A 24623-nucleotide genomic window follows, 5' to 3' on the forward strand; every position below is an offset into this window, starting at 1 on the left:
CCGACACAAAAAAGGCCTTCCGTTGGAAGGCCTTTTGCGTTTCAGCGCACTTAGTTGTGTGCGACCACAATCATGCGCAGGGAATCCAGTTGGTACTGCGCCTGCGCGATGTAACCGGTCAATTCCTCAATCTGCTGCTCCAGCACCTCAATCTCTTCATCACGAATGTTCGGGTTGACCGCTTTAAGCGCCTGTAAACGCTCTAGCTCCCCGTTGAGGATTTGATGCATCTCTTTCTGCGCTTGCTCGCGAATCGCCTTCACCTGCTCCATCACTGGCGTTTCACTGGCGGTAATCAAACGATGGACATCGTTTTGCACTGAGCTCACGAGTTTGCTGGCCAAATGACGGTTCACCGGGCTGAGCTGACGGTTAAATGCTTCAAACTCCACCTGCGCCGACAAATCATTGCCACGCGCATCCATCAACATGCGGATTGGCGTTTGTGGCAGGAAGCGACTAATCCCGGTACGTTTGGGGGCTTGCGCATCCACCACGTACACCAGCTCAAGCAAAATCGTGCCCACGGGCAGCGCTTTGTTTTTCAGCAGCGAAACCGCTGAAACGCCCACGCCTTCGCTCATCAGTAAGTCGATGCCGCCTTGCACCATCGGGTGCTCCCAGCTAATAAAGTGCATGTCTTCACGCGACAGCGCGGTATCACGATCGAAGGTGATGGTTGCGCCTTCATACGGCAAACCGGGATAGCTCGGCACCATCATGTGCTCCGACGGCGTCACCACCAGCGCGTTCTCACCACGGTCTTCTTGGTTAAGGCCGATGGTATCAAACAGGCTCAACGCAAACGTCACCAGATTGGTGTCGCCATCAGTCGCGGCGATTTGCTTGGCAATCTGCTCCGCTTTGTCGCCCCCGTTAGAGTGCATTTCCAGCAGGCGGTCACGGCCTTGCTCAAGCTGCGCTTTGAGCGCCTTGTTCATCTTGGCCGATTCATCGATGATCGCATCCAGCTCGCTGTCATCGCCGGAAGCCAGAATCGGAATCAGGCGTTCGGCAAACTCATCGTACACCGCGCGACCTGTCGGACAGGTTTCGGCAAACGCGTTCAGGCCTTCGTTGTACCAACGCGCCAAAATCGCCTGCGACGTGCCTTTGAGGTAAGGCACATGAATGTCGATGTCGTTCTTCTGACCGATACGGTCAAGACGACCGATACGCTGCTCCAGCAGGTCTGGGTTGAATGGTAAATCGAACATCACCAATTGGCTGGCGAATTGGAAGTTACGACCTTCCGAGCCGATTTCGCTACAGATCAGCACCTGCGCGCCACCCTCTTCTTGGGCAAAGTACGCCGCCGCTTTGTCGCGTTCCAGAATCGACATGCCTTCGTGGAAGACGGTCGCACGAATGCCTTCCCGCTCACGCAGCGCTTGTTCCAGTTGCAATGCAGTGCTGGCGCGAGATGCGATCACCAGAATCTTGTCACTGCGTTTGGCTTTGACTTTTTCAAGCAACCAGTTCACACGGGAATCAAACTGCCACCAGCTGGCGTCATCGCCTTCAAACTCTTGGAAGATCTCTTCCGGATAGAGCATTTTCATCGCACGCGCTTCAGGGCTGAGCTTGCCGCCAATCATGCCAGCAACACGCATCGACGTGGTGTACTGCTGTGGAATGTCCATCGCCATCAAGTGCACATTGCGCACCGGGAAGCCTTTGATTGCCGCGCGAGTGTTACGAAACAGCACGCGTCCCGTGCCGTGACGGTCCATCAGGTTATCAATCAGCTCTTGGCGTGCTGATGCCTTCTCGGCGTCATCCGCTTGGCTTTCCAGCACACGGAACAGCGGCTCGACATCTTGCTCTGACAACAGCTCAGTAATTTGGTTTTTCGCCTCGTTTGGCAGCGCCTGACCAGAGAACAGCGCGCTCACCGCGTCTGCCACTGGTTCGTATTGCGCTTCTTCTTGCACGAACGCGTCGTAGTCATAGAAGCGGTCCGCATCAAGCAGACGCAGACGCGCAAAGTGGCTTTCGCGGCCCAATTGCTCTGGCGTTGCCGTCAGCAGCAGCACGCCCGGCGTGCACTCTGCCAACGCTTCAATCACCTGATATTCACGGCTCGGTTTGTCTTGGCTCCATGACAAGTGATGCGCTTCATCGACCACCAACAGATCCCACTCCGCATCCAACGCTTGTTCAAAACGCTGACGGCTCTTACGCAGAAAGTCGAGCGAACACAGGACGAACTGCTGGGTTTCAAATGGGTTGTCGGCTTCCGCGAACGCTTCCACGCAGCGCTCTTCATCAAACACGGAGAAATGCAGGTTGAAACGACGCAGCATTTCCACCAACCATTGGTGCTGCAGGGTTTCTGGCACCACGATCAGAATACGCTCCGCGCGGCCAGACAGGACTTGTTGGTGAATGATCATGCCCGCTTCGATGGTTTTACCCAGGCCCACTTCGTCGGCCAACAGCACACGCGGCGCATGACGGCGGCCCACTTCATGGGCGATGTACAACTGGTGCGGGATCAAGCCTGCACGCATGCCACACAGGCCACGCATCGGGCTCTTGTGTTGTTGATACTGGTTGGTCAGCGCGCGATAGCGCAGCACAAAGTTGTCCATGCGATCAATTTGACCAGCGAACAGTTTGTCCTGCGGTTTGTTAAAGCGAATTTGGTTGCTGAGGAAAATTTCGCGCAGCGCGACGCCCGATTCTTCGGTGTCTTGACGTGTGCCCAGATAAGTCAACAGACCGTTCTCTTCCACCACCTGTTCCACGGTGAGCGACCAGCCTTCTTGGCAGTCAATCACGTCGCCGACATTAAACGTCACACGGGTTACCGGGGCATCATTACGTGCGTACACGCGGTTTTCTTCGGATGCAGCAAACATCAGTGTCACGGTACGAGCGTCCATCGCGACCACTGTACCTAAACCTAAATCGCTTTCCGTATCGCTTATCCAGCGTTGCCCCAAAGCAAAAGTCATGAATCGACTACCTCATCAATTTGGATTGGAATTTAAAGTGACCTGCGACCACAAGAAGGGAGAGTCTAATTATGATAGTTCTGAAAGCGTGGTGCAGAAAAAGGTCGCTAATCTTACTTGATGGCGTGATGGAGGTCACGCCCATTCCCTGCTTTTTTTCGTCAAGATCTAACTGACATCAAACTGTAAGAAACCAGTGGCATTTGTAAAAGACAAAGTTGCTATAATCGTTTTGAAGGCGCGACAAACTGAGGTGAAAACCTTGGCACAAAGTCTGCAAGTTCAAACAGAGAGTATCAACACGGGTTTGCACCAGTCGACAAGTGATCGAAAGCCTGCCCAATGCGTACGATCCTTGGCAGCACTGATGGCAAACATCCTTTGCAAAGCAAGCTACAACGTAGCAAGGAGACGCTTATGGGCGATACCGATCGGAAACTGTTTGTACTGGATACCAATATCCTGCTTCATGAACCGCTAGCCATCTACTCCTTCCAAGAACATGATGTGGTCATTCCCATGACCGTCCTCGAAGAACTCGACCGAATTAAAGACAGCAAACGCGATGTTGCACGTGATGCGCGTGTGGCGATTCGGGCGTTGGAGAATATGTTCCACGACGCGACTCCAGATGAGATTTCAGAAGGGATTCCGTTTACCAAGCACGGCAGTGCGACCGGCACCATTTCTATCCTTGCCGACTACGATGTGCACGAAAGCGTCAAAGCGTTTACCGACAAAGAGGGCGACAACCGAATCCTCAATGCGGTGCTCCATCTGCAGAACAAACGAGCGCCCCGCTCGGTGGTGCTGATCACCAAAGACATCAACATGCGCTTGCGTGCCAAAGGCGCCGGCGTGCGGTTTGTGGAAGATTATCGCACCGACCAACTGATCGACGACGTTCAGTACTTAACCAAAGGATTTCAAACCCGTCCGGGGCATTTTTGGGACAAAGTGGATAGCGTCGATAGCTACACCTTGGGCGGAAAAACGTTCCATAAATTGGATCGCGAACCGTTTGAACCCACCTACATCAACCAATACGTGCTCGATGAAGAGAGCGACTTCGCCGCACGGGTTGAAACCATCACCGAAGACCAAATCACCCTGCGCGATCTCAGTCGTGAACGCATGTTGCACCGCAAAGCGTGGGACATTACCCCAAAAAATATCTACCAAGGCATGGCGCTTGATGCCCTGCTCGACCCAGACATCGATCTGGTGATCCTGACCGGCGCGGCAGGGAGTGGGAAAACATTGCTGGCCATGGCTGCCGCACTTGAACAAACCATTGAGAAGAAGATGTTCGACAAGATCATCGTCACACGCAATACGCCAGACATCGGCGAATCGATTGGTTTTCTACCGGGCACCGAGGAAGAGAAAATGATGCCTTGGCTGGCGGCGGTCACCGATACCTTAGAAGCGCTGCATAAAAACGATCACTGCACGGAAGGGTCGTTGAAATACATCGTCGACAAGGCCAACATTCAATTCAAATCCATCAACTTTATGCGCGGCCGTTCGATTCAAGACGCATTCGTGCTACTCGATGAGTGTCAAAACCTCACCGCCTCACAAATCAAAACCATCATTACGCGCTGCGGCGAAGGCACCAAAATCGTCTGCTCCGGGAACCTAGCGCAGATTGACTCCCCTTACCTCACCCCGGTCACGTCCGGATTAACCTACATGGTGGAGCGCTTCAAAAACTTCGAAGGCAGCGCCAACATCCACCTCAACGGCGTCGTCCGCAGCCGCTTGGCTGAATTCGCCGAAGAGAATTTATAATCACATTTGGCGAGATATTATTTATATCTCGCCACTTTTATTAAAATAATTATTCACTTTTATGGCATTTGTATGTTTAACTAGCCGGACTCAACTGTTACCGCAAAGGACTGAGATATGGCTTTCAATTTACGTCACCGCAATTTTCTCAAACTGCTCGATTTCACCCCGAAAGAAATTCAGTTTCTGCTGGATCTGTCTGCCGAACTGAAACGCGCAAAATATGCGGGTACCGAGCAGAAAACCCTAACGGGCAAAAACATCGCGCTCATTTTTGAAAAGTCCTCTACTCGCACCCGATGTGCGTTTGAAGTGGCAGCGTTTGATCAGGGCGCGCAAGTGAGTTACCTCGGTCCATCAGGCTCGCAAATCGGCCACAAAGAATCGATGAAAGACACCGCACGCGTACTCGGCCGCATGTACGATGGCATTCAATACCGTGGTTTTGGCCAAGAGATCGTCGAAGAACTCGGCCAGTTCGCCGGTGTTCCCGTCTGGAATGGCTTAACCGATGAATTCCACCCGACCCAAATTTTGGCCGATTTTCTGACCATGCAAGAGCACGGACGCGGCAAAGCGCTGCATGAAATCAGCTTTGCTTACTTGGGTGATGCACGTAACAACATGGGCAACTCACTGATGGTCGGCGCGGCGAAAATGGGCATGGATATCCGTCTGGTTGCACCAAAAGCATTCTGGCCAGACGCCGATTTGGTGCATACCTGCCAGCAGATTGCCGAGCAAACCGGAGCCACTATTACGCTGACGGAAGATGTCGCTGAAGGAGTGAAAGGGTGTGATTTCCTCTACACCGATGTGTGGGTTTCGATGGGCGAAGCCGCCGATGCATGGGATGAGCGCGTTGCCATGATGGCCCCATATCAAGTCAACATGCACACCATCGAAGCGACGGGCAATCCGCACGTCAAATTCATGCATTGTCTGCCGGCATTCCATAACGATGAAACCACCATCGGCAAACAAGTTGCTGAGAAATACGGCATGAAAGGGCTGGAAGTGACGGAAGAGGTGTTTGAATCCGACTACGCCATCGTATTTGATGAAGCCGAAAACCGCATGCACACCATCAAAGCGGTGATGGTCGCAACGCTAGGTTCTTGAGTTCCCGAGACAACTCGGTATGTGATCCGAGCGAGCGAAAGTGGCGAACAACGTGACAGTGACCAGGATGCTGAAGATTGTGAGTTAATCGCTTGCGCTCACACAAACTAGGCGTATAATGCCGAGCAATTTGTCTGAGGGGTCGCCGGTGAAACTAGTCCAGGTCACACATTACACATTCAGTGAGCACGTATGCTTACCGGGCGTCGTATTTGCCCCCTCCATTGATTTTTAAAGCCTCCCAGATCGGGGGGCTTTTTTATGGCTAAAAGCCGGGTATTGCTACACATTTATAGGGAAGAAGATCATGGCGAATTCGCTTTTTCAAAAGCACATCATCTCCATTTCTGAGCTTTCACGTGAAGAGCTGGAACTGATTGTAAACACGGCAGGCCAGCTCAAAGCTCAGCCAAATCCGGAACTGATCAAACACAAAGTCGTCGCAAGCTGTTTCTTTGAACCATCGACCCGCACACGCCTGTCGTTTGAGACGGCGATTCAACGCATCGGTGGCAGCGTGATTGGTTTTGATAACGGTGGGAACACGTCTCTGGCCAAGAAAGGCGAGACGTTGGCCGACTCGGTTCAGGTGATTTCTTCTTACGTGGATGCCTTCGTGATGCGTCACCCACAAGAAGGTGCTGCGCGTCTGGCATCTGAATTCTCTCACGGCGTACCGGTCATCAATGCTGGTGACGGTTCCAACCAACACCCAAGCCAAACACTGCTGGACCTGTTCACGCTGTTCGAAACGCAAGGTCGCCTCGACAACCTGAATGTCGCGTTCGTCGGTGACTTGAAATATGGTCGCACCGTGCATTCGCTGGCTCAGGCACTGGCAAAATTCAACAACAACCGCTTCTTCTTCGTCGCGCCGGAAGCGCTGGCGATGCCAGATTACATCTGTGAAGAACTCGACGAAGCCGGCGTGACATACAGCCTACATGCCGACATGGAAAGCGTGATTCCTGAACTGGATATTCTCTACATGACTCGCGTGCAGAAAGAGCGTTTCGACGAATCGGAGTACGCCCACATCAAATCCGCCTACGTGTTGACCGCTGCGCTGCTGGACAATGCGCGTCCAAACATGAAAGTGCTGCACCCGCTGCCACGCGTGGATGAAATCACGACGGATGTGGACAAAACGCCACACGCCTACTTCTTCCAACAAGCGGAAAACGGCGTGTACGCCCGTGAAGCCTTGCTTGCCCTTGTTCTGAACGAATCACTGTAATCGGAGTCTGTCATGAGTAAAGAAACCAAACTGCAAGTTGAAGCGATTAAAAACGGCACGGTGATTGACCATATTCCGGCGAAAGTGGGCGTGAAAGTGCTCAAGCTGTTTGATATGCATCACTCCAATCAACGCGTGACGATTGGCCTCAACCTGCCTTCATCGGCGCTGGGCCACAAAGATTTGCTGAAAATCGAGAATGTGTTCATCAGTGAAGAGCAAGCCAACAAGCTGGCGCTGTATGCACCGCACGCGACAGTGAACCAGATTGAAAACTACGAAGTGGTGAAAAAGCTGGCGCTGGAACTGCCTGAGCGCATCAACAATGTGTTTGCCTGTCCAAACAGCAACTGCATTTCACACAATGAGCCGGTGGAAAGCAGCTTCCGCATTTTTGAAAAAGCCCACGACATTCGCCTGAAATGTAAGTACTGCGAGAAAGTTTTCTCCCGTGAAATCGTGACCGAACGCGAAGCCTAAGCGCTATGAGGCCGACCGGGTGAAATTCCAAGGTCGGCTCTTTACCTCGCCGCCAAGAACAGGCACACTGACCGCTCGTTTTTTTGCTTAACCAATGGAATAACAAGCATGACAAAAGTTCTGCATACAGACTCTGCTCCTGCAGCGATTGGCCCTTACATTCAAGGCGTTGATCTTGGCAACATGGTTCTGACGTCAGGCCAGATCCCAGTGAACCCAGCCACGGGTGAAGTACCAGCAGACATCGCGGCGCAAGCGCGTCAGTCGCTGGACAATGTCAAAGCCGTTGTTGAGGCCTCAGGCCTGACCGTCGGCGACATCGTGAAAATGACCGTGTTCGTGAAAGATCTCAACGACTTCGGCACCGTAAACGACGTGTACGGCAAATTCTTTGATGAGCACCAAGTTGCGCACTACCCAGCGCGTTCTTGCGTGGAAGTGGCTCGTCTGCCCAAAGATGTGGGTATCGAAATCGAAGCCATTGCCGTACGCAAGTAAGGTGATGAAAACAAAAAAGGTTGCTCATTGAGCAACCTTTTTTTATTGGCCTGACATCAGTTAGACGTCGCTTTTTTCGCGTTACGCATCGCCACTTCGTCATCCAGCGCTTGCAGCTTGGCTTTCATCTCTTGATGGCAACGTTGCGACAGCTCACGCACATGCTCTTTGCCCAGCCCTTCAGTGCTCACTGGGGGCAACATCTCCACAATGATGTGGCCGTTGTTCCAGCGGTTCAAACGCAGTTTATCCGTTGAGCTGCACACAATCGGAATGATGGGCACGCCAGCACCAATGGCCGCGTGAAACGCGCCTGCTTTAAACGGCAGTAAGCCACGACCGCGTGAGCGGGTACCTTCCGGGAACATCCACACCGACACGTCGCTGTTTTTCATGCTATCGACCACTTGGTCGATGGTGCCTTTGGCTTTGGTTTTGTTCGCACGGTCAATCAGAATATTCCCGGTTAACCAGTAAAGCTGACCAAACAGCGGCATCCACGCCAAACTCTTTTTCCCCACCGTCACCACTTTTGGCGTCACCGCCGAAGAGACGGTAAACAAATCCCAGTTGTTCTGGTGGTTGGCAATGTAAATCGCTTGGCCGCGATTGTAGGCATCATCCGGAATACGCAATTCCAGCTTAATGCCAAACACTTTGGACATCGCACCAAACAGGCGGCCAAAGGTAAATACGTGTTTCGGATTTCGCGGGCTCAACAAACAGTAGCCACAACCGAACACAAACATCACGACGGCAAACAGCGCCACCGCAAGAATACGGAGTAAAGCAATCATTCAGATTCTCCAAAGGAGCTAGAATAAAAAGGCCGAAACCCTTGGATTTCGGCCCATTGATGAAATGGCAGTTTAACTCGACTCGCGAACGCGCTCAATGTTTGCGCCCAGAGCCGACAACTTGTCTTCAATCTTCTCGTAACCACGGTCGATGTGATAAATCCGATCCACGATGGTTTCGCCTTTGGCAATGCAGCCAGCAATCACCAAACTCGCCGAAGCGCGCAGATCCGTGGCCATCACCTGAGCACCACTTAGAGAATCGACATCACCGCAAATCACGGTGTTGCCTTCGATTTCCGCTTTGGCACCCATGCGCATCAGTTCAGGTACATGCATGAAACGGTTTTCAAAAATGGTTTCGGTGATCACACCGCCACCTTTGGCCATCATGTTCAGCAAGGTAAATTGCGCTTGCATGTCGGTTGGGAAACCTGGGTGTGGCGCGGTACGAATCGAGACTGCTTTGAGTTCACGGCCGGTCATGTCAAGGCTGATCCAGTCGTCGCCGACTTCAATCAATGCGCCCGCTTCTTCCAGCTTCGCCAACACCGCTTCCAACAGTTTTGCGTTGGTTTTACGACACACGATCTTACCGTGAGATACCGCAGCAGCCACCAAGAAGGTCCCAGTCTCAATGCGATCTGCAACCACAGAATGTTTGCCGCCGCCCAGACGCTCAACCCCTTCCACCGTAATGGTGTCGGTGCCAGCACCGCTGATTTTCGCGCCCAGTTTATTGAGGAACATCGCGGTATCCACAATTTCAGGTTCACGCGCGGCGTTGTCCAGCACCGTGGTGCCTTCTGCCAGTGTGGCTGCACACATAATGGTAATGGTGGCACCCACGCTGACTTTATCCATCACAATGTGCGCACCTTGCAGGCGGCCATCGACGCTCGCTTTCACGTAGCCGTCTTCCAATGTGATCGTCGCGCCCAGTTGCTCCAGACCGTTGATGTGTAAATCCACCGGACGAGCACCGATCGCACAGCCGCCCGGCAGTGAAACTTGGCCCTGACCAAAACGCGCCACGAGAGGACCTAATGCCCAGATAGACGCACGCATGGTTTTCACCAAATCATAAGGCGCACAAAACTGATCAATTTGGCTTGGATCGACGTGGACAGAACCGTTACGCTCGACTTTCGCACCCAGACGCTTCAGCAGCTCCATGGTGGTGTCGATGTCACGTAAGTGAGGAACGTTGGCAACTTCTACCGGCTCAGACGCCAGAATAGAAGCAAATAAAATAGGCAGTGCAGCATTTTTTGCACCAGAAATGGTCACTTCGCCTTGCAGCGGTTTATCAGACCCAATAACTCGAAACTTATCCATTCACAAACCTTATAGCGACATCAACTTCTTATCGCGAGCCCACTCATCAGGCGTGAACGCTTTGATTGACACAGCATGAATATCATTACGCTGAATGTACGCCATCAGAGGCGCGTAGATCAGCTGCTGTTTCTTCACACGGCTCATGCCGTCGAAAGCGGCATCAACAGCAATCACTTCATAATGACTGCCTTCACCTTTGACGTGAATCTCTTGAAGATTGAGTGCTTGTTCTAATATCTGTTGTACTTGTGCGCTATCCACAATTCACCCCTGCAGGTTGTTTAATGTGTTGAGACATCATTGCATCGATGTTACTCAACTGAAACAATGTGCGCAGTTGCTCTGGCACAAAACTCAGCATTATATGACAGTTTTGCTTTTTTGCATGCTCTAATAAGTGAATTAACATCACCATCCCCGCAGAATCGATACGTGTGACCGATTTCAGCGAGAGCTCACATTCAGCGTTTTGTGGCTGCCATTGTTGCAACACGGCCCACAATTCGGGCACCGTATCACGATCTAATGGACCACTTAACGCCGCCAGTGCTGGGCCTTGCAGTTGCCATTGTGGATGGCTCATTGGGTTTTACTCTCAAAGCGAATCGGTTGTGCTGCCAAGCTTTCCAGCTCTTTCGCGACCGACAGGATACCTTCCTGACGAATCTTCCCGTTCCATTCCGATTGTTTGCTCGACAGCAAGCTAATGCCTTCAGCAATCATGTCGAACGCACGCCACTCACCGGATTTCTCTTTGCGTAGTTTGAATTCCAGTTTGATGTTCGGACGCGGCGTGTCGACGATATCGACTTTCACACTGGTGATACGGCGATCATCGCCCACCGATGGTTCCGGACCAAATTCAATGGTCTGATCCGTGTACTGAGCAGGACTTGCGCGTAGTTCGCCACCAAGTAAGCACGAAATGCTTTGATGAATTCACCCACATCTTCGCGCTTGGCCCCTTTCAGGTTCGAGCCGAGCAATTTCAGCGCCGCGTATTGATCGTTGACGTAAGGCATCAGCTCTTCTTCAACAATCACTTTCAAATGGTCCGGATCCTTGTGCACCAGATCCTGCTCCGCTTTCAGGCGGTCAAATGCCTTTTGCGCCACTTGCTTCATCATCAGATACGGATCGGTCTGATCAATCTCCTGCGCGGCATTGGCCGTCCAAGACAGCAGCACACTCATCAGAAGAATAACGTATTGTTTTAGCCATTTTGTTTTGCTGAACATGATTACTCACTCTTCTTGTCGTCTTTGTCTGATCCACCCATGCTGTATAGCACTTGGCCAATCAGATCTTCCAGTACCAACGCCGACTTGGTGTCTTCAATACGGTCGCCATCTTTCAGCATCTCTTCGTCATCGAAGATGAAGCCGGGAATCAAGCTGATGTACTGTTCACCAATCAAGCCAGACGTCAGGATCTGCACACTGGAGTTTTCCGGAAATTGATTGTAACGGCTGTCAATCGCCAGCGTGACCGACGGCAGCAGGCGTTCGGTGTCGAGTGCAATCGACTGCACGCGCCCCACCACCACACCACCAACTTTCACAGGCGAACGAACTTTCAGGCTGCCGATGTTATCAAATTCCGCTTGGACCAAGTAAGTATCGTTGGAGCCAATGCCCTTCACGTCAGCGACTTGAAAAATCATCACCAGAATTGCGCAAATTCCTGCCAGCACAAAACTGCCTACCCAAAATTCTAGTTTTCGTGTTTGTTGCATGATTAGTTCCCAAACATCAATGCGGTAAGTACAAAGTCCAGCCCTAAAACAGCCAGGGACGAATGTACAACGGTTCGTGTTGTCGCACGGCTGATGCCTTCAGAAGTCGGAATCGCATCATAGCCATTAAACAGAGCAATCCAAGTGACAGTAATAGCAAACGCCACACACTTAATCACACTGTTCCCAATATCTTCACCCAGCTCGACGGAAGCCTGCATCGCCGACCAGAAGCTGCCGTGATCAATGCCTTTCCAATCCACGCCGACCAACTGACCGCCCCAAATACCGACCGCCATAAAGATCATCGCCAAAAGCGGCATCGAGATCAGCCCCGCCCACAAACGTGGAGCAATCACCCGTTTGAGCGGATCGACGGCCATCATTTCAAGGCTCGACAGCTGTTCGGTTGCTTTCATCAACCCGATTTCAGCAGTCAACGCGGAGCCGGCACGTCCGGCAAACAGCAAGGCAGTAACCACCGGCCCGAGTTCACGCAGCAGCGACAAGGCCACCATTTGGCCTAAGCTGGTTTCCGCGCCGTAGTCGACCAGAATCACGTAGCCTTGCAAGCTCAAGACCATGCCGATAAACAGGCCGGAAACCACGATGATCGCCAGTGACTGCACGCCAACGCTGTACAGTTGTTTGATTAATAAGGGGAGGTTTTGAATCGGACGCGGGCGCCCCGCGAGCGCCCCAAACAGCATCAAGCTGGCACGGCCAAACGATTCGCAGATTGACAACACGCGTCGGCCAACACCGCTGATCCAGCGCTGTAGATTATCCAACATGGAACAGATCCTTTTCTATCGGTTGGGCCGGAAACCGGAAAGGCACCGGACCGTCGGCTTCGCCCTGTAAAAATTGTTGCACCCGCGGATCGGGATTATTGATGAGATCGTGCGGCGACCCAAATGCAATCACTTTGCCATCGGCGAGCAGATACACCCAATCGGCAATGCTCATCACTTCCGGCACGTCATGGGACACCACAATAGACGTCACGCCCAACGCTTGGTTGAGGTTACGGATCAGTTCCACCAGCACGCCCATGGTGATCGGGTCTTGGCCCACGAACGGCTCATCGAACATGATGAGTTCAGGGTCGAGTGCAATGGCTCGCGCCAGCGCCGCTCGGCGAGCCATGCCGCCGGAGAGTTCACTGGGCATCAATTGTGCCGCGCCACGCAGCCCCACCGCTTCAAGCTTGAGCAGCACCAGCGTGCGAATTAGGGATTCATCGAGTTGCGTGTGTTCACGCAAAGGAAAAGCGACGTTATCAAAAACATTCAGATCGGTGAACAGTGCGCCAGACTGGAACAACATGCTCATTTTTTTGCGGGCTTTGTAGAGGTTACTGCGAGTCAAGGTGGGGATGTTCTGGCCATCAAACCAGATCTCGCCCTTTTCCGGCAGTAACTGTCCGCCAATCAAGCGCAGCAAAGTGGTTTTCCCGATCCCGGAAGGCCCCATAATGGCGGTGACTTTTCCTTTCGGGACTTGCAGGCTGATGTCATCAAAAATCACCCGTTCTGCTCGGGAAAACGTCAGATTGTTTATGGTCACTAGATCGGTTTCGGACATACTCACGATTCGCTGTTGTGGGGTTTCCATCCAAAGAATGGGCAATCATAAGCACATTGCCCGTAAATTAAAAGCACTGTTCAATTACATTTAACATTCAAACTGAAATTAAGGATGAATTCCAGTTTTCCCCGCATTTTTGTTGATAAACTCATCACTCTAGCCTACGGATTATGCGGGTAACATCTTGTCCAAACATCAAAATTCGTCCGTTCTTGGCACGCTTGCCCACCCCAATGAACAGCGAAAATGAGACAATAAATTGGATCTTCGACTTCCCTTTTAATGACCAACACGTCAAAATTAGCGGTTACTCGTTCTATTTTTCACAACGTTAGGAATTGTCATGCTTGAAGCCGTTGCGTTTCTTATTGTAGGTCTCATTCTTTTGGTCTGGAGTGCCGATAAATTGGTCTACGGATCCGCCGCCCTCGCACGCAACATTGGCATTTCCCCTTTAGTGATCGGCATGACCATTCTGGCCATGGGCTCTTCCGCGCCAGAAATGATGGTGTCCGCCACGGCAGCGCTTGACGGCCACACCGACACCGCCGTGGGCAACGTCTTGGGATCGAACATTGCCAACATCGCTTTGATTCTTGGTATTACCGCTTTGATTAAGCCACTGGCCATAAGTTCCACGGTCGTGCGTCGTGAACTTCCGCTGATGATTGGCGTCACATTACTGGCAGGCGCGATTTTATGGGACAACCACCTCGGCTTTTACGAAGGCGTGCTGCTGTTTGTGCTGTTCGCCGCTTTTATTTTAGCCATGCTGAAAATCAGCCGCAGCGAACACAAAAATGGCGACAGCCTGCTTGAAGAACACGAGTCTGAAATTCCAGACAACGTGAGCAATCAAAAAGCCATCATGTGGGTGGTGATTGGGTTGATTCTGCTGCCCTTGGCAGCCAACTTGTTGGTGGATAACTCCGTCATCATCGCCAAATACTTTGGCATGAGCGATCTGGTGATTGGCCTGACGATCATCGCCATCGGCACCAGCCTACCGGAACTGGCCGCCTCGCTGGCTGGCGTTCTGAAAGGTGAAGATGACATGGCGGTGGGCAACATCATCGGGTCCAACGTCTTTAACATTCTGGCCGTCATGGGCCTACCGGGTATTCTGAACCCATCGCTGCTGAGCACCTTAGCGATGGGTCGTGATTTTTGGGTCATGCTGGCAGTGTCACTCCTGCTGGTTCTGATGGCGCTGGGTAAATCTCGCAGTATCAACCGCATTGAAGGGGCGATCCTATTTGCGGCGTTTCTCGCATATCAGGTTTACCTCTTTATGAATATGGCAGCTTAACTGGAGTTTAGAATGTCTGATCACTTTGACTACCGCGGTGTTGCCCAGCAAGTGCTGGCAACGGAAATCGAAGCTCTGCAACAACTCGACCAATATTTTAATGATGACTTTTGCCGCGCGTGCGAGATGATCCTCGCCAACAACAGCGGGAAAGTGGTCGTGATGGGTATTGGTAAGTCTGGCCATATCGGCAGGAAAATTGCGGCGACGCTGGCAAGCACGGGCACATCCGCGTTCTTTGTTCATCCCGGGGAAGCGTCACATGGCGACTTGGGCATGATTGAAAGCGGCGACATCGTGTTGGCCATTTCCAACTCCGGTGAATCATCCGAGATTCTGGCCCTGTTCCCAGTGTTAAAACGCCTCAATAACCGCATCATCAGCATGACTGGCAACCCGCACTCGAATATGGCGAAATTGGCGGACATTCATTTGCAAATCACGGTGCCGAAAGAGGCCTGCCCGCTCGGCTTGGCCCCGACCTCCAGCACCACGGCAACGTTGGTGATGGGCGATGCGCTCGCGGTCGCGTTATTGCAGGCGCGCGGCTTCACTGCCGAAGACTTTGCGCTGTCTCACCCTGGCGGCGCGTTGGGTCGTAAACTGTTGATGAAACTGCATGACATCATGCACAGCGGTGAAGAGCTGCCCAAAGTGTCTCCCGATGCATTGGTGCGCGATGCGCTGCTAGAAATCAGCCAGAAAGGCCTCGGCATGACCGCGGTGGTGGCCGAAGACGATCATCTGCTGGGCATCTTCACCGACGGCGACTTACGCCGCATTCTCGACAAACGCATTGATATTCACACCGCCAGTATTCGCGACGTGATGACCTGCAACCCAACCGTGGCCTCACCCAACATTCTGGCGGTTGAAGGGCTGAACTTGATGCAGGAAAAACGCATCAATGGTTTGATGTTGGTCGAAGACGGCAAACTGGTTGGCGCCTTGAACATGCACGATTTACTCAAAGCTGGAGTGATGTAATGAACCAACCGGTTGAAACCCTGTACGGTGAAGTCGATGCATCACTGCTGGCGATTGCCAAAACGATCAAACTGCTGATTTGTGACGTCGATGGCGTCTTCTCCGACGGCCTGATTTACATGGGCAATCACGGTGAAGAGTTGAAAACGTTTCATACTCGTGATGGATATGGCGTAAAATCGTTAATGAACGCTGGCATTGAGATCGCCATTATTACTGGCCGACAATCTCAACTCGTTGAAAACAGAATGAAAGCGCTGGGCATCAAGCTGATTTATCAAGGTCAGGATGACAAAGTCAAAGCCTATCACGACATCTGCCAGCGCTTAGCCATTGAGCCGCAACACACCGGCTACATTGGCGATGATCTGATTGACTGGCCCGTGATGGAAAAAGTGGCCTTGAAAGTCTGCGTCGCAGACGGCCACCCACTGCTGGCCAAGCGCGCAAACTACGTCACTCACATCAAAGGCGGACACGGCGCAGTACGCGAAGTGTGCGATTTAATCTTACAAGCACGGAATGAGCTCGACGTACACAAAGGCCTGAGTATATGAGTTTTTCTCGTATCCTTTACGTGATACTTTTCTTTGTTGCATCATGGTCCGCTTATTACCTGATCGACAAAGAACAAAGTACTGCTATTCAGGTGGCTCCCAATTTTGAGCTACCGATGTTTAGTGGTAAAAATCTAGACAACGTCTCATACAATCAGCAAGGCGTGCGCAGCTACGTCATTACATCGAAACACCTGGACCACTACGCCAAGAGCGGCAACACCACGTTTGAGTACCCGGTGTTGAAGGTGTATCAGCAAGGGACCACTCAAGAGTGGGAACTCACCGCGAAACGTGGCATTTTGACCAAAGATCACGTGCTGATTCTGTATGATGAAGTGTTAGCAAAGAATTTACTGGCGGACTCTGGCTTTGATGAATTATCAACAGCCAAATTGAGTATTCAGCTCGATAGCCGCGATTTTTGGGCCGACAGCGAAGTCACGATGACCGGGCCACAATTTGAAACTCGCGGACAGGCGATGAAAGGCAACTTTGGCGATCACTCGGCTGTTCTGTATAACCATGTACAAGGTAGATATGAAACTCTCACACCTTAGTCTCATTGCTTGTTTGCTGACCTCCGGTTCAGCGCTGGCGCTGTCATCCGACACCCAGCAACCGGTTTACATTGATTCAGACAGTCAGCAGCTGGACATGAAAAGCAGCCGCGTGACCTTTGTCGGCGATGTCAAACTCAAACAAGGCAGCATCAACATCAATGCCGATAAATTGGTTGTGATTCGCGATGCAAAAACCGGCAAGATCGAAACCATTGAAGGCTATGGGAATCTGACCACTTTCTCTCAGCTCACCGATGATGGCAAAACCCTGTACGGGGAAGCCAAAGAGCTGCATTACAAAATGGCAGACGATGAGCTGACCATGATTGGTCAGGCGATGTTGTCTCAGGATGATAGCGAAATTCGCGGTAGCAAAATCCGCTACAAAATCTCGTCGCAGAAATTGATTGCGGACAGCAACGGCAGCGGCCGCGTGTCGACCGTACTGCAACCACAAGCAGCACAATAAGAACAACTATGGCAATACTCAAAGCAGAACACTTAGCCAAGAGCTACAAAAAACGTAAAGTGGTCTCGGACGTCAGTCTGCAGGTCGAGTCGGGCCAAATCGTCGGCCTGCTGGGCCCAAACGGTGCCGGTAAAACCACCTCGTTCTACATGATCGTGGGTCTGGTGGCGCGCGATGAAGGCACCATCTGCATTGATGACAAAGACATCAGTGTGCTCCCGATGCACAGCCGCTCACGTCTGGGGATCGGCTATCTGCCACAGGAAGCATCGATTTTCCGCAAACTGTCGGTCGAAGACAACATCATGGCCGTACTAGAAACGCGTGAAGAGATGACCCGTGAAGAACGCCAAGACAAACTGGAAGATTTGCTGGAAGAGTTCCACATTCAGCACATTCGCCAAAGTGCCGGTATGGCGCTGTCTGGGGGCGAACGTCGCCGAGTGGAAATCGCGCGGGCGTTGGCTGCAAACCCACAATTTATTTTGTTGGATGAACCTTTTGCAGGGGTCGACCCGATTTCGGTAATCGACATCAAAAAGATCATCGAACATTTGCGTGATCGCGGCCTCGGCGTGCTGATCACCGACCACAACGTTCGAGAAACCTTGGATGTGTGTGAAAAAGCTTATATCGTAAGCCAAGGACGCTTAATCGCAGAAGGGACACCGCAAGAAGTGCTCGATAACGAGCAGGTGAAACAGGTTTATCTCGGTGAACAATTCCGTCTATGATTAGAGTAGATTGTGATCAATTCTAACAAAAACAAGGCAGTCAATACTGAATGAAACCCTCATTACAGCTTAAGCTAGGTCAACAGTTAGCCATGACCCCCCAGCTGCAGCAAGCCATTCGCCTGCTTCAGCTGTCGACATTGGATCTGCAACAAGAAATTCAAGAAGCGTTGGAATCGAACCCGCTTTTGGATGTTGAAGAGCCAATGGACGATTTTGCGGGTGCTGACAACACGACCGCGAATGAGGAGAAAGAAGCCAGTGCTGACGTCGCCGAGCCTGAACCGCAAGACAGCTCTGAACTGATTGAAAAATCGGAAATCAGTGCGGAGCTAGAAATTGATACCACTTGGGATGACGTTTACAGCGCCAACACCGGCAGCACCGGCATCGCGCTAGACGACGACGCCCCGGTGTATCAAGGGGAAACCACCCAAACCCTACAAGATTACTTGTTGTGGCAACTGGACTTAACCCCCTTTAGCGACACCGACCGCACCATCGCCATGGCACTGATTGATGCCATCGACGATTACGGCTACCTCACGCAATCGCTGGAAGAGATTTTGGAAAACTTCCACGGCGAAGAGATTGAGCTCGACGAAATCGAAGCGGTGCGAAAGCGCATTCAACAATTTGATCCACTGGGCGTGGCCTCCGTCAATCTGCAGGACTGTTTACTGCTGCAACTGGCCACCTACCCAGCCGACACCCCATGGCTGGACGAAGCCAAAACTCTCCTATCTCAGTACATTGACCAACTTGGCAACCGCGATTACAAAGTCATTCTGAAAGAAGCTAAACTCAAAGAAGAAGAATTGCGTGACGTGCTCCAACTGATCCAACAGTTGGATCCAAGACCGGGCAGCCGTATCGCATCGGAGCATGCAGAATACGTGATCCCCGATGTGTCGGTGTTTAAAGAGCATGGCAAATGGATTGTCACCATCAATCCAGACAGCGTACCACGCCTCAAAATTAACCAGCAATACGCCAATTTAGGCCGCGGAAACAGTGCCGACAGCAACTACATTCGCACCAACCTGCAAGAGGCAAAATGGTTAATTAAGAGCTTGGAAAGCCGAAACGAGACCTTGCTCAAAGTTGCCAAGTGCATAGTTGAACATCAACGTGATTTCTTCGAGTATGGTGAAGAAGCCATGAAGCCGATGGTCCTGAATGACGTCGCGCTTGCCGTGGATATGCATGAGTCGACCATTTCACGTGTGACGACCCAAAAATACATGCATACCCCACGTGGCATATTCGAGTTGAAGTACTTTTTCTCCAGCCACGTCAGTACCGACAATGGCGGAGAATGTTCATCTACCGCGATTCGAGCTCTGATCAAAAAATTGGTCGCTGCGGAAACCCCAGCCAAACCATTAAGTGACAGCAAGATCGCGGCTTTACTCGCTGACCAAGGGATTCAGGTGGCACGACGGACGATCGCCAAATACCGTGAATCATTGGGCATCGCCCCCTCAAGTCAGCGCAAACGCCTGTTATAAGGCCTAACTGAGAAGGAAAGTCTATGCAAATCAATATTCAAGGCCATCACATTGAACTAACCGATTCAATGCAAGACTATGTTCACTCCAAATTTCAGAAACTTGAGCGCTTTTTCGAGCATATCAATAGCGTTCAAGTGATTTTACGTGTTGAAAAAGCACGCCAAATCGCAGAAGCTACGCTTCACATTAACCAAGGAGAAGTTCACGCCACTGCGGAAGATGACATCATGTACGCAGCTATTGATGGCCTCGTGGACAAGCTCTCTCGTCAACTCAACAAGCATAAAGAAAAGCTAAGTAGCCACTAATCATGCAATTAAGCGAAGTACTTTCACTGGACTGCACCAAAAGTGCAGTCCAGTGTTCTAGCAAAAAAAGAGCCCTGGAAATCATCAGCGAGATCGCCGCACAGCACACTGGTTTAAACGCCACTGAGCTGTTTGAGTGCATGCTTAGCCGAGAAAAAATGGGCAGTACCGGTATTGGGAATGGGATTGCTATTCCTCACGCACGAATGACCACCAGCGATCAAGCAGTCGCCGTTTTGGTCCAGTGTGAAGAACCGATTGAATTTGACGCGATCGACAATCGTCCGGTCGATTTGCTCTTTGCCTTGCTGGTGCCTGAGGCTCAGTGCAAAGAACACCTCAAAACCTTGTCGTGCATGGCTGAACGCCTGAACGATAAGCAAACTCTGAAACAGCTTCGCGCCGCAACCAGCGATCAGGAGCTGTACGACATCATGGTTAATCAACAACCTGAGTAGGTCATCCCATGCGTTTAATTGTTGTGAGTGGTCAATCTGGCGCGGGTAAAAGCGTCGCATTGCGGGTCTTAGAAGATCTGGGCTACTACTGCGTGGATAACTTACCCGTCAGTTTGCTGCATGCCTTCATTCAATCGGTACACGGCAGCAAACAAAATGTCGCGGTCAGTATCGACATCCGCAACCTGCCCAAAGAACCGGGCTTGGTCGAAGATGTTCTGGACCAACTCAAGCAAAATAACGATGTCAGCGTGCTCTTTCTGGATGCCAGTAAAGAGACGCTGCTCAAACGCTATAGCGAAACACGCCGTATTCATCCGCTCTCACTTAGTGAAGGGAAACCAACACTGGCGCAAGCGATTGAACTCGAAAAAGGTTTACTCGAACCGCTCAAAGAGCAGGCCGATTTGCTGCTCGACAGCAGCAATCAGTCGCTTCATGAGCTGAGTGAAACCGTGCGCATGCGCGTGGAAGGCCGCGAGCGCAAAGATCTGGTGATGGTATTTGAATCCTTTGGCTTCAAATACGGTTTACCGAGCGATGCCGACTACGTCTTTGATGTCCGTTTTCTCCCCAATCCCCATTGGGAACCCGATCTCCGGCCGCTCACGGGGCTGGATGCTCCCATCAAATCGTTCCTTGAAAGCCATGCTGAAGTGATTGAACTCAAGCAGCAGATCCAAAAGTTCTTTGAACACTGGCTGCCATCGCTGGAGAAAAACAATCGCAGTTATCTCACCATCGCGATTGGCTGTACCGGCGGCAAACACCGCTCGGTTTATTTGACGCAGCAATTGGGGGAATACTTCGCCCAACTGGGTCATCAGGTACAAATTCGTCACACCTCTCTGGAAAAGAACCGCTCATAAGGAACCGATATGCAGCAAGCAAGCCGTACCGTCCTCATTCAGAATCGCCTCGGCTTGCATGCGCGAGCGGCCGTAAAATTGGTTGAACTGGCGCAATCTTTCGATGCGGTGCTGACCATTCAAAGTCAGGAAGGCAAAGAAGCAACCGCCGACAGCGTGATGGGGCTGCTGATGCTCGAATCCGCACAAGGACAGAACGTCACCATCTCCGCCGAAGGCTCACAGGCCGAGCAAGCGCTCGATGCCGTGTGCCACTTGATTGAAGCGAAATTCGAAGAAGACGAATGACGCGCGGTCGAAAACGAAATTAAATACTCATGATTAATCAGAACGTATTAAATAAGACCTAGAATTAAGTTACTATTCAACACATTGCCACAATTCAAAGCATTAGGGGGAAGCGATGGCAGAGCAAATTGAATTTGACCAAGCTCACCAAACCCTCCAAGAAATTACCGAAGCGCTGGAAAACGGCCGCTTTGTCCATGTTCGTCGCCAACTGCAGGACATGGAACCGGAAGATATCGCCAGCCTGTTAGAAGCCTCTCCTCGCAAAGCACGTGATGTGCTGTGGCAACTGACCGACCCTGAAGATTACGGTGAAATCCTTGATGAGCTAAGCGAAGACGTCAAAGATGCGTTGGTGTCGAAAATGGCACCGGAAAAACTCGCGGAAGCCACCGAAGGCATGGACACCGATGACGTGGCCTACGTCCTGCGTAGCTTGCCCGATGATCTGTCCCGTGAAGTTTTAGCGCAAATGGACGCTGCGGATCGACTGCGCGTCGAAACCGCGCTGTCCTATCCAGAAGACACCGCCGGCGGTTTGATGAACACCGACGTGATCACCATTCGTGGTGATGTCGACGTCGACGTAGTGCTGCGTTATCTGCGCATGAAAGGTGAACTCCCAGAAGCGACCGATGCGTTGTATGTCATCGATGATGAAAGCAAACTGATTGGCCACTTATCGCTGAGTACGCTGCTGACCACGCAACCGGATGTGCCCGTCAGCGAAGTGATGGACGATGCCGATGAAGCCATCAAAGTCGATACCAAAGACTCTGACATCGCCAGCCTGTTTGAACGTCGGAACTGGATTTCTGCGCCTGTGGTAGACGAGAACCAACACCTGGTCGGTCGTATCACCATCGATGACGTGGTCGACGTCATCCGTGAAGATGCCGAACACTCGATGATGAGTATGGCGGGTATGGACGACGACGAAGATACCTTCGCGCCTGTGGTCAAATCTGCACGTAAACGCAGCGTCTGGTTGGGTGCGAACGTTCTGGCCGCTCTGGCCGCCGCGTCCGTCTCCAACATGTTTGAAGCCACGCTGGAACAGATGGCTGCGATTGCCGTTTTGATGACCATCGTTCCATCGATGGGCGGTGTCGCAGGCAACCAAACCGTGGCGCTGGTGATTCGCGGTCTGGCACTGGGTCATATCGGTGACAGTAACAAACGCGAACTGCTGATGAAAGAAGCCGCGATCGGCTTTCTCAACGGCATTCTGTGGGCCTTAATCATTGGCGCAATTGTCGTGGTCTGGAAAGGCGAATGGCTGCTGGGCGGTATTATCTCTGCGGCGATGATGACCAACTTGTTTGTCGCCGGGGTCGCCGGGGTAACGATTCCGGTGCTGCTGAAAAAGATGAACATCGACCCGGCTCTGGCGGGCGGGATGGCACTGACCACCGTCACCGACGTGGTGGGCCTATCGGTGTTCCTAGGCTTGGCAACGCTGTTGATTCGCTAGCCTAACTCCTCTAGCGGCGTGAACGCGGGTAAACGTGAACGCCATAAAAAAGCGCAGACTGAAGGCTGCGCTTTTTTGATCGAACGGCTGTCTACGGGCGGCGCTTATTCGCCAGCCACTTTCATGGTTTCCAGCAGAATCGAACCGGTTTGGATCTGCGAACGTGTTTCCGTATCGCTGCCCACCGCCACGATCTGATTGAACATGGTTTTGAGGTTGCCCGCGATGGTGATTTCAGAAACAGGATATTGGATTTCGCCATTCTCCACCCAGAAACCTGCAGCGCCGCGTGAGTAGTCACCAGTCACCACATTCACGCCTTGGCCCATCACTTCGGTCACCAACAACCCAGTGCCCAGCGCTTTCAGCATCTGTTCAAAGTTCTGTCCGGTATGTTGAACGAACCAGTTGTGAATGCCGCCCGCATGACCCGTTGGCGTCATGTTCATCTTACGCGCAGCGTAGCTAGTTAGCAGGTAAGTCGCCAACACGCCATCGGTGATGATATCGCGGTCTTCCGTGCGTACCCCTTCGCTGTCAAATGGGCTGGAAGCCAACCCGCGCAGCACATGCGGGCGCTCTGACACGTTAAACCACGATGGCAGAATTTGCTGACCGAGGTGGTCGAGTAAGAACGACGATTTACGGTACAAGTTACCGCCACTGATCGCCATCACCAGATGCCCCATCAAGCCAGTCGCCACATCTGCGGCAAACATCACAGGGTACTTCCCGGTTTTCAGCTTCTTCGCATCCAAACGGCTAATGGTTTTCTCGGCCGCCTCCAAGCCAACACGCTCAGGGGCCCACAAGTCATCGACGTGACGCGCTACGGTGTAGCTGTAATCGCGTTCCATCTCACCATTTTTGCCCTGACCAATCACACAGCAACTGATGCTTTGGCGGCTGGACGCGTAGCTGGCCAGCAAACCGTGGCTGTTGCCGTACACTTTCACGCCGTAATGGCTGTCGTAACTGCCCCCATCACTCTGTTTGATTTTGTCACTGTATTGCAGCGCCGCACGTTCGGCTTCAATCGCCACCTGCGCCGCTCTATCGGGATTCGGTTCATCCGGGTGAAACAGGTCCAAATCCGGAATCTCGGTCACCATCAACTCTTTCGGTGCCGGGCCAGCATACGGGTCTTCGGAAGTGTATTGAGCAATATCCAATGCGGCCAGCACGGTCTGCTGAATCGCTTTTTCACTTAAATCAGAAGTAGACGCACTGCCTTTACGCTGACCACGATACACCGTGATCCCCAACGCACCGTCACTGTTAAATTCCACGTTTTCCACTTCGCACATGCGAGTCGAAACACTTAAACCTGTGCTTTTGGTAATGGCAACTTCAGCGGCATCAGCACCAGCTGAAGCCATGTCGAGCGCTTTTGCAACGGCCGCTTCAAGCTCGGTACGCTGCACAGCGACTTGCTGTCTTACATCCATATCTCATCCAACTATTGCGCTTTAATGAGGTTAGGATAACAAGAATTTCGCTTTCTCCCCACGATTCTTGCTAAAATAGCAGACATAAATA

General features: G+C 51.9%; 26 protein-coding genes and 1 pseudogene. 17 read left to right on the forward strand and 10 right to left on the reverse strand.

Going from position 1 to position 24623, the window contains the following annotated elements; genetic code table 11:
- Positions 1-50: 50 nt before the first annotated feature.
- The gene (gene rapA / locus ACS18Q_RS12815; RefSeq protein WP_432583494.1) at positions 51-2960 is read right to left on the reverse strand and encodes an RNA polymerase-associated protein RapA; all 2910 of its coding nucleotides are present in this window, start codon (positions 2958-2960) and stop codon (positions 51-53) included.
- A gap of 417 nt (positions 2961-3377) precedes the next feature.
- Here rapA and ACS18Q_RS12820 point away from each other — a divergent pair, with 417 nt between their 5' ends.
- From ACS18Q_RS12820 to ACS18Q_RS12840, 5 genes are all read left to right on the forward strand, one after another.
- On the forward strand, positions 3378-4754 hold the full coding sequence (locus ACS18Q_RS12820; protein WP_004728679.1) for a PhoH family protein: 1377 nt from the start codon (positions 3378-3380) through the stop codon (positions 4752-4754).
- Between the two features lie 117 nt (positions 4755-4871).
- Positions 4872-5876: an ornithine carbamoyltransferase gene (argF, locus tag ACS18Q_RS12825; protein WP_441257143.1), complete on the forward strand. Its 1005-nt coding sequence runs from the start codon at positions 4872-4874 to the stop codon at positions 5874-5876.
- Between the two features lie 307 nt (positions 5877-6183).
- Positions 6184-7113, forward strand: a complete 930-nt coding sequence (pyrB, locus tag ACS18Q_RS12830; RefSeq protein ID WP_004728677.1) for an aspartate carbamoyltransferase — start codon at positions 6184-6186, stop codon at positions 7111-7113.
- Positions 7114-7125: 12 nt separating this feature from the next.
- Positions 7126-7593, forward strand: a complete 468-nt coding sequence (pyrI, locus tag ACS18Q_RS12835; RefSeq protein WP_004728676.1) for an aspartate carbamoyltransferase regulatory subunit — start codon at positions 7126-7128, stop codon at positions 7591-7593.
- A gap of 108 nt (positions 7594-7701) precedes the next feature.
- Entirely contained in the window at positions 7702-8091 is a 390-nt protein-coding gene (locus tag ACS18Q_RS12840) for a RidA family protein (RefSeq protein ID WP_004728675.1), read from the forward strand.
- Positions 8092-8147: 56 nt separating this feature from the next.
- On the opposite strand, the gene ACS18Q_RS12845 is transcribed toward ACS18Q_RS12840, so the two are convergent.
- From ACS18Q_RS12845 to mlaF, 8 genes and pseudogenes are all read right to left on the reverse strand, one after another.
- Positions 8148-8888, reverse strand: coding sequence for a 1-acylglycerol-3-phosphate O-acyltransferase (locus ACS18Q_RS12845; protein ID WP_004728674.1), 741 nt, complete (start codon positions 8886-8888; stop codon positions 8148-8150).
- 72 nt (positions 8889-8960) lie between these two features.
- A complete protein-coding gene (murA, locus tag ACS18Q_RS12850) occupies positions 8961-10226 on the reverse strand; it encodes a UDP-N-acetylglucosamine 1-carboxyvinyltransferase (protein WP_004728673.1) in 1266 nt (421 codons plus the stop codon).
- Positions 10227-10235: 9 nt separating this feature from the next.
- Positions 10236-10490 carry a BolA family iron metabolism protein IbaG gene (gene ibaG, locus ACS18Q_RS12855; RefSeq protein ID WP_004728672.1) on the reverse strand — a complete coding sequence of 85 codons (255 nt, stop codon included), beginning with the start codon at positions 10488-10490 and terminating at the stop codon, positions 10236-10238.
- Positions 10483-10812, reverse strand: coding sequence for an STAS domain-containing protein (locus tag ACS18Q_RS12860; RefSeq protein WP_014204386.1), 330 nt, complete (start codon positions 10810-10812; stop codon positions 10483-10485). The genes ibaG and ACS18Q_RS12860 overlap by 8 nt, the downstream gene beginning before the upstream one ends.
- A pseudogene (locus ACS18Q_RS12865) lies at positions 10809-11422 on the reverse strand (ABC transporter substrate-binding protein). Before ACS18Q_RS12865 ends, ACS18Q_RS12860 begins: the two are co-directional and overlap by 4 nt.
- Before the next feature lie 47 nt (positions 11423-11469).
- Positions 11470-11964: an outer membrane lipid asymmetry maintenance protein MlaD gene (gene mlaD, locus ACS18Q_RS12870; protein ID WP_004728669.1), complete on the reverse strand. Its 495-nt coding sequence runs from the start codon at positions 11962-11964 to the stop codon at positions 11470-11472.
- A gap of 2 nt (positions 11965-11966) precedes the next feature.
- Positions 11967-12758: a lipid asymmetry maintenance ABC transporter permease subunit MlaE gene (gene mlaE / locus ACS18Q_RS12875; RefSeq protein WP_004728668.1), complete on the reverse strand. Its 792-nt coding sequence runs from the start codon at positions 12756-12758 to the stop codon at positions 11967-11969.
- A complete protein-coding gene (mlaF, locus tag ACS18Q_RS12880; RefSeq protein WP_158140140.1) occupies positions 12748-13551 on the reverse strand; it encodes a phospholipid ABC transporter ATP-binding protein MlaF in 804 nt (267 codons plus the stop codon). Before mlaF ends, mlaE begins: the two co-directional genes overlap by 11 nt.
- Before the next feature lie 346 nt (positions 13552-13897).
- On the opposite strand from mlaF, the gene ACS18Q_RS12885 reads away from it, so the two are divergent.
- The 12 genes from ACS18Q_RS12885 to mgtE all read left to right on the forward strand — a co-directional run bounded on the left by ACS18Q_RS12885 (position 13898) and on the right by mgtE (position 23084).
- Positions 13898-14863: a calcium/sodium antiporter gene (locus tag ACS18Q_RS12885; protein ID WP_014204384.1), complete on the forward strand. Its 966-nt coding sequence runs from the start codon at positions 13898-13900 to the stop codon at positions 14861-14863.
- A 12-nt stretch (positions 14864-14875) separates the two neighbouring features.
- Positions 14876-15850, forward strand: a complete 975-nt coding sequence (gene kdsD, locus ACS18Q_RS12890; RefSeq protein WP_014204383.1) for an arabinose-5-phosphate isomerase KdsD — start codon at positions 14876-14878, stop codon at positions 15848-15850.
- Positions 15850-16407 (forward strand): 3-deoxy-manno-octulosonate-8-phosphatase KdsC, encoded by a 558-nt coding sequence (gene kdsC, locus ACS18Q_RS12895; protein ID WP_441257144.1) that lies wholly within the window; start codon positions 15850-15852, stop codon positions 16405-16407. Before kdsD ends, kdsC begins: the two co-directional genes overlap by 1 nt.
- Complete coding sequence (gene lptC / locus ACS18Q_RS12900) at positions 16404-16967, forward strand: LPS export ABC transporter periplasmic protein LptC (protein WP_004728663.1); 564 nt, start codon at positions 16404-16406, stop codon at positions 16965-16967. Before kdsC ends, lptC begins: the two co-directional genes overlap by 4 nt.
- Positions 16948-17439, forward strand: a complete 492-nt coding sequence (gene lptA, locus ACS18Q_RS12905; RefSeq protein ID WP_004728662.1) for a lipopolysaccharide transport periplasmic protein LptA — start codon at positions 16948-16950, stop codon at positions 17437-17439. Before lptC ends, lptA begins: the two co-directional genes overlap by 20 nt.
- Before the next feature lie 8 nt (positions 17440-17447).
- Positions 17448-18173, forward strand: a complete 726-nt coding sequence (gene lptB / locus ACS18Q_RS12910; protein ID WP_004728661.1) for an LPS export ABC transporter ATP-binding protein — start codon at positions 17448-17450, stop codon at positions 18171-18173.
- Between the two features lie 50 nt (positions 18174-18223).
- A complete protein-coding gene (locus ACS18Q_RS12915; protein ID WP_004728660.1) occupies positions 18224-19684 on the forward strand; it encodes an RNA polymerase factor sigma-54 in 1461 nt (486 codons plus the stop codon).
- Between the two features lie 23 nt (positions 19685-19707).
- Positions 19708-19995 carry a ribosome hibernation promoting factor gene (gene hpf / locus ACS18Q_RS12920; protein ID WP_004728659.1) on the forward strand — a complete coding sequence of 96 codons (288 nt, stop codon included), beginning with the start codon at positions 19708-19710 and terminating at the stop codon, positions 19993-19995.
- 2 nt (positions 19996-19997) lie between these two features.
- A complete protein-coding gene (ptsN, locus tag ACS18Q_RS12925) occupies positions 19998-20453 on the forward strand; it encodes a PTS IIA-like nitrogen regulatory protein PtsN (protein ID WP_004728658.1) in 456 nt (151 codons plus the stop codon).
- 8 nt (positions 20454-20461) lie between these two features.
- Entirely contained in the window at positions 20462-21322 is an 861-nt protein-coding gene (gene rapZ / locus ACS18Q_RS12930) for an RNase adapter RapZ (protein ID WP_158140138.1), read from the forward strand.
- Between the two features lie 9 nt (positions 21323-21331).
- Positions 21332-21610, forward strand: a complete 279-nt coding sequence (locus ACS18Q_RS12935; RefSeq protein WP_014204381.1) for an HPr family phosphocarrier protein — start codon at positions 21332-21334, stop codon at positions 21608-21610.
- Positions 21611-21725: 115 nt separating this feature from the next.
- Positions 21726-23084, forward strand: coding sequence for a magnesium transporter (gene mgtE / locus ACS18Q_RS12940; RefSeq protein WP_004728655.1), 1359 nt, complete (start codon positions 21726-21728; stop codon positions 23082-23084).
- 104 nt (positions 23085-23188) lie between these two features.
- On the opposite strand, the gene pmbA is transcribed toward mgtE, so the two are convergent.
- Positions 23189-24532, reverse strand: coding sequence for a metalloprotease PmbA (gene pmbA / locus ACS18Q_RS12945; RefSeq protein ID WP_004728654.1), 1344 nt, complete (start codon positions 24530-24532; stop codon positions 23189-23191).
- Between the last annotated feature and the right edge of the window lie 91 nt (positions 24533-24623).

It is taken from the genome of Vibrio sp. Vf1514 (assembly GCF_052076135.1).
Lineage (GTDB): Bacteria > Pseudomonadota > Gammaproteobacteria > Enterobacterales > Vibrionaceae > Vibrio > Vibrio furnissii.

Excerpts from the sequence above, each read along its gene's own strand:
- rapA (WP_432583494.1), bottom strand. The coding sequence starts at position 2,960 with ATGACTTTTGCTTTGGGGCAACGCTGGATAAGCGATACGGAAAGCGAT.
- ACS18Q_RS12820 (WP_004728679.1), top strand. The coding sequence starts at position 3,378 with ATGGGCGATACCGATCGGAAACTGTTTGTACTGGATACCAATATCCTG.
- argF (WP_441257143.1), top strand. The coding sequence starts at position 4,872 with ATGGCTTTCAATTTACGTCACCGCAATTTTCTCAAACTGCTCGATTTC.
- pyrB (WP_004728677.1), top strand. The coding sequence starts at position 6,184 with ATGGCGAATTCGCTTTTTCAAAAGCACATCATCTCCATTTCTGAGCTT.
- pyrI (WP_004728676.1), top strand. The coding sequence starts at position 7,126 with ATGAGTAAAGAAACCAAACTGCAAGTTGAAGCGATTAAAAACGGCACG.
- ACS18Q_RS12840 (WP_004728675.1), top strand. The coding sequence starts at position 7,702 with ATGACAAAAGTTCTGCATACAGACTCTGCTCCTGCAGCGATTGGCCCT.
- ACS18Q_RS12845 (WP_004728674.1), bottom strand. The coding sequence starts at position 8,888 with ATGATTGCTTTACTCCGTATTCTTGCGGTGGCGCTGTTTGCCGTCGTG.
- murA (WP_004728673.1), bottom strand. The coding sequence starts at position 10,226 with ATGGATAAGTTTCGAGTTATTGGGTCTGATAAACCGCTGCAAGGCGAA.
- ACS18Q_RS12860 (WP_014204386.1), bottom strand. The coding sequence starts at position 10,812 with ATGAGCCATCCACAATGGCAACTGCAAGGCCCAGCACTGGCGGCGTTA.
- mlaD (WP_004728669.1), bottom strand. The coding sequence starts at position 11,964 with ATGCAACAAACACGAAAACTAGAATTTTGGGTAGGCAGTTTTGTGCTG.
- mlaE (WP_004728668.1), bottom strand. The coding sequence starts at position 12,758 with ATGTTGGATAATCTACAGCGCTGGATCAGCGGTGTTGGCCGACGCGTG.
- mlaF (WP_158140140.1), bottom strand. The coding sequence starts at position 13,551 with ATGTCCGAAACCGATCTAGTGACCATAAACAATCTGACGTTTTCCCGA.
- ACS18Q_RS12885 (WP_014204384.1), top strand. The coding sequence starts at position 13,898 with ATGCTTGAAGCCGTTGCGTTTCTTATTGTAGGTCTCATTCTTTTGGTC.
- kdsD (WP_014204383.1), top strand. The coding sequence starts at position 14,876 with ATGTCTGATCACTTTGACTACCGCGGTGTTGCCCAGCAAGTGCTGGCA.
- kdsC (WP_441257144.1), top strand. The coding sequence starts at position 15,850 with ATGAACCAACCGGTTGAAACCCTGTACGGTGAAGTCGATGCATCACTG.
- lptC (WP_004728663.1), top strand. The coding sequence starts at position 16,404 with ATGAGTTTTTCTCGTATCCTTTACGTGATACTTTTCTTTGTTGCATCA.
- lptA (WP_004728662.1), top strand. The coding sequence starts at position 16,948 with ATGAAACTCTCACACCTTAGTCTCATTGCTTGTTTGCTGACCTCCGGT.
- lptB (WP_004728661.1), top strand. The coding sequence starts at position 17,448 with ATGGCAATACTCAAAGCAGAACACTTAGCCAAGAGCTACAAAAAACGT.
- ACS18Q_RS12915 (WP_004728660.1), top strand. The coding sequence starts at position 18,224 with ATGAAACCCTCATTACAGCTTAAGCTAGGTCAACAGTTAGCCATGACC.
- hpf (WP_004728659.1), top strand. The coding sequence starts at position 19,708 with ATGCAAATCAATATTCAAGGCCATCACATTGAACTAACCGATTCAATG.
- ptsN (WP_004728658.1), top strand. The coding sequence starts at position 19,998 with ATGCAATTAAGCGAAGTACTTTCACTGGACTGCACCAAAAGTGCAGTC.
- rapZ (WP_158140138.1), top strand. The coding sequence starts at position 20,462 with ATGCGTTTAATTGTTGTGAGTGGTCAATCTGGCGCGGGTAAAAGCGTC.
- ACS18Q_RS12935 (WP_014204381.1), top strand. The coding sequence starts at position 21,332 with ATGCAGCAAGCAAGCCGTACCGTCCTCATTCAGAATCGCCTCGGCTTG.
- mgtE (WP_004728655.1), top strand. The coding sequence starts at position 21,726 with ATGGCAGAGCAAATTGAATTTGACCAAGCTCACCAAACCCTCCAAGAA.
- pmbA (WP_004728654.1), bottom strand. The coding sequence starts at position 24,532 with ATGGATGTAAGACAGCAAGTCGCTGTGCAGCGTACCGAGCTTGAAGCG.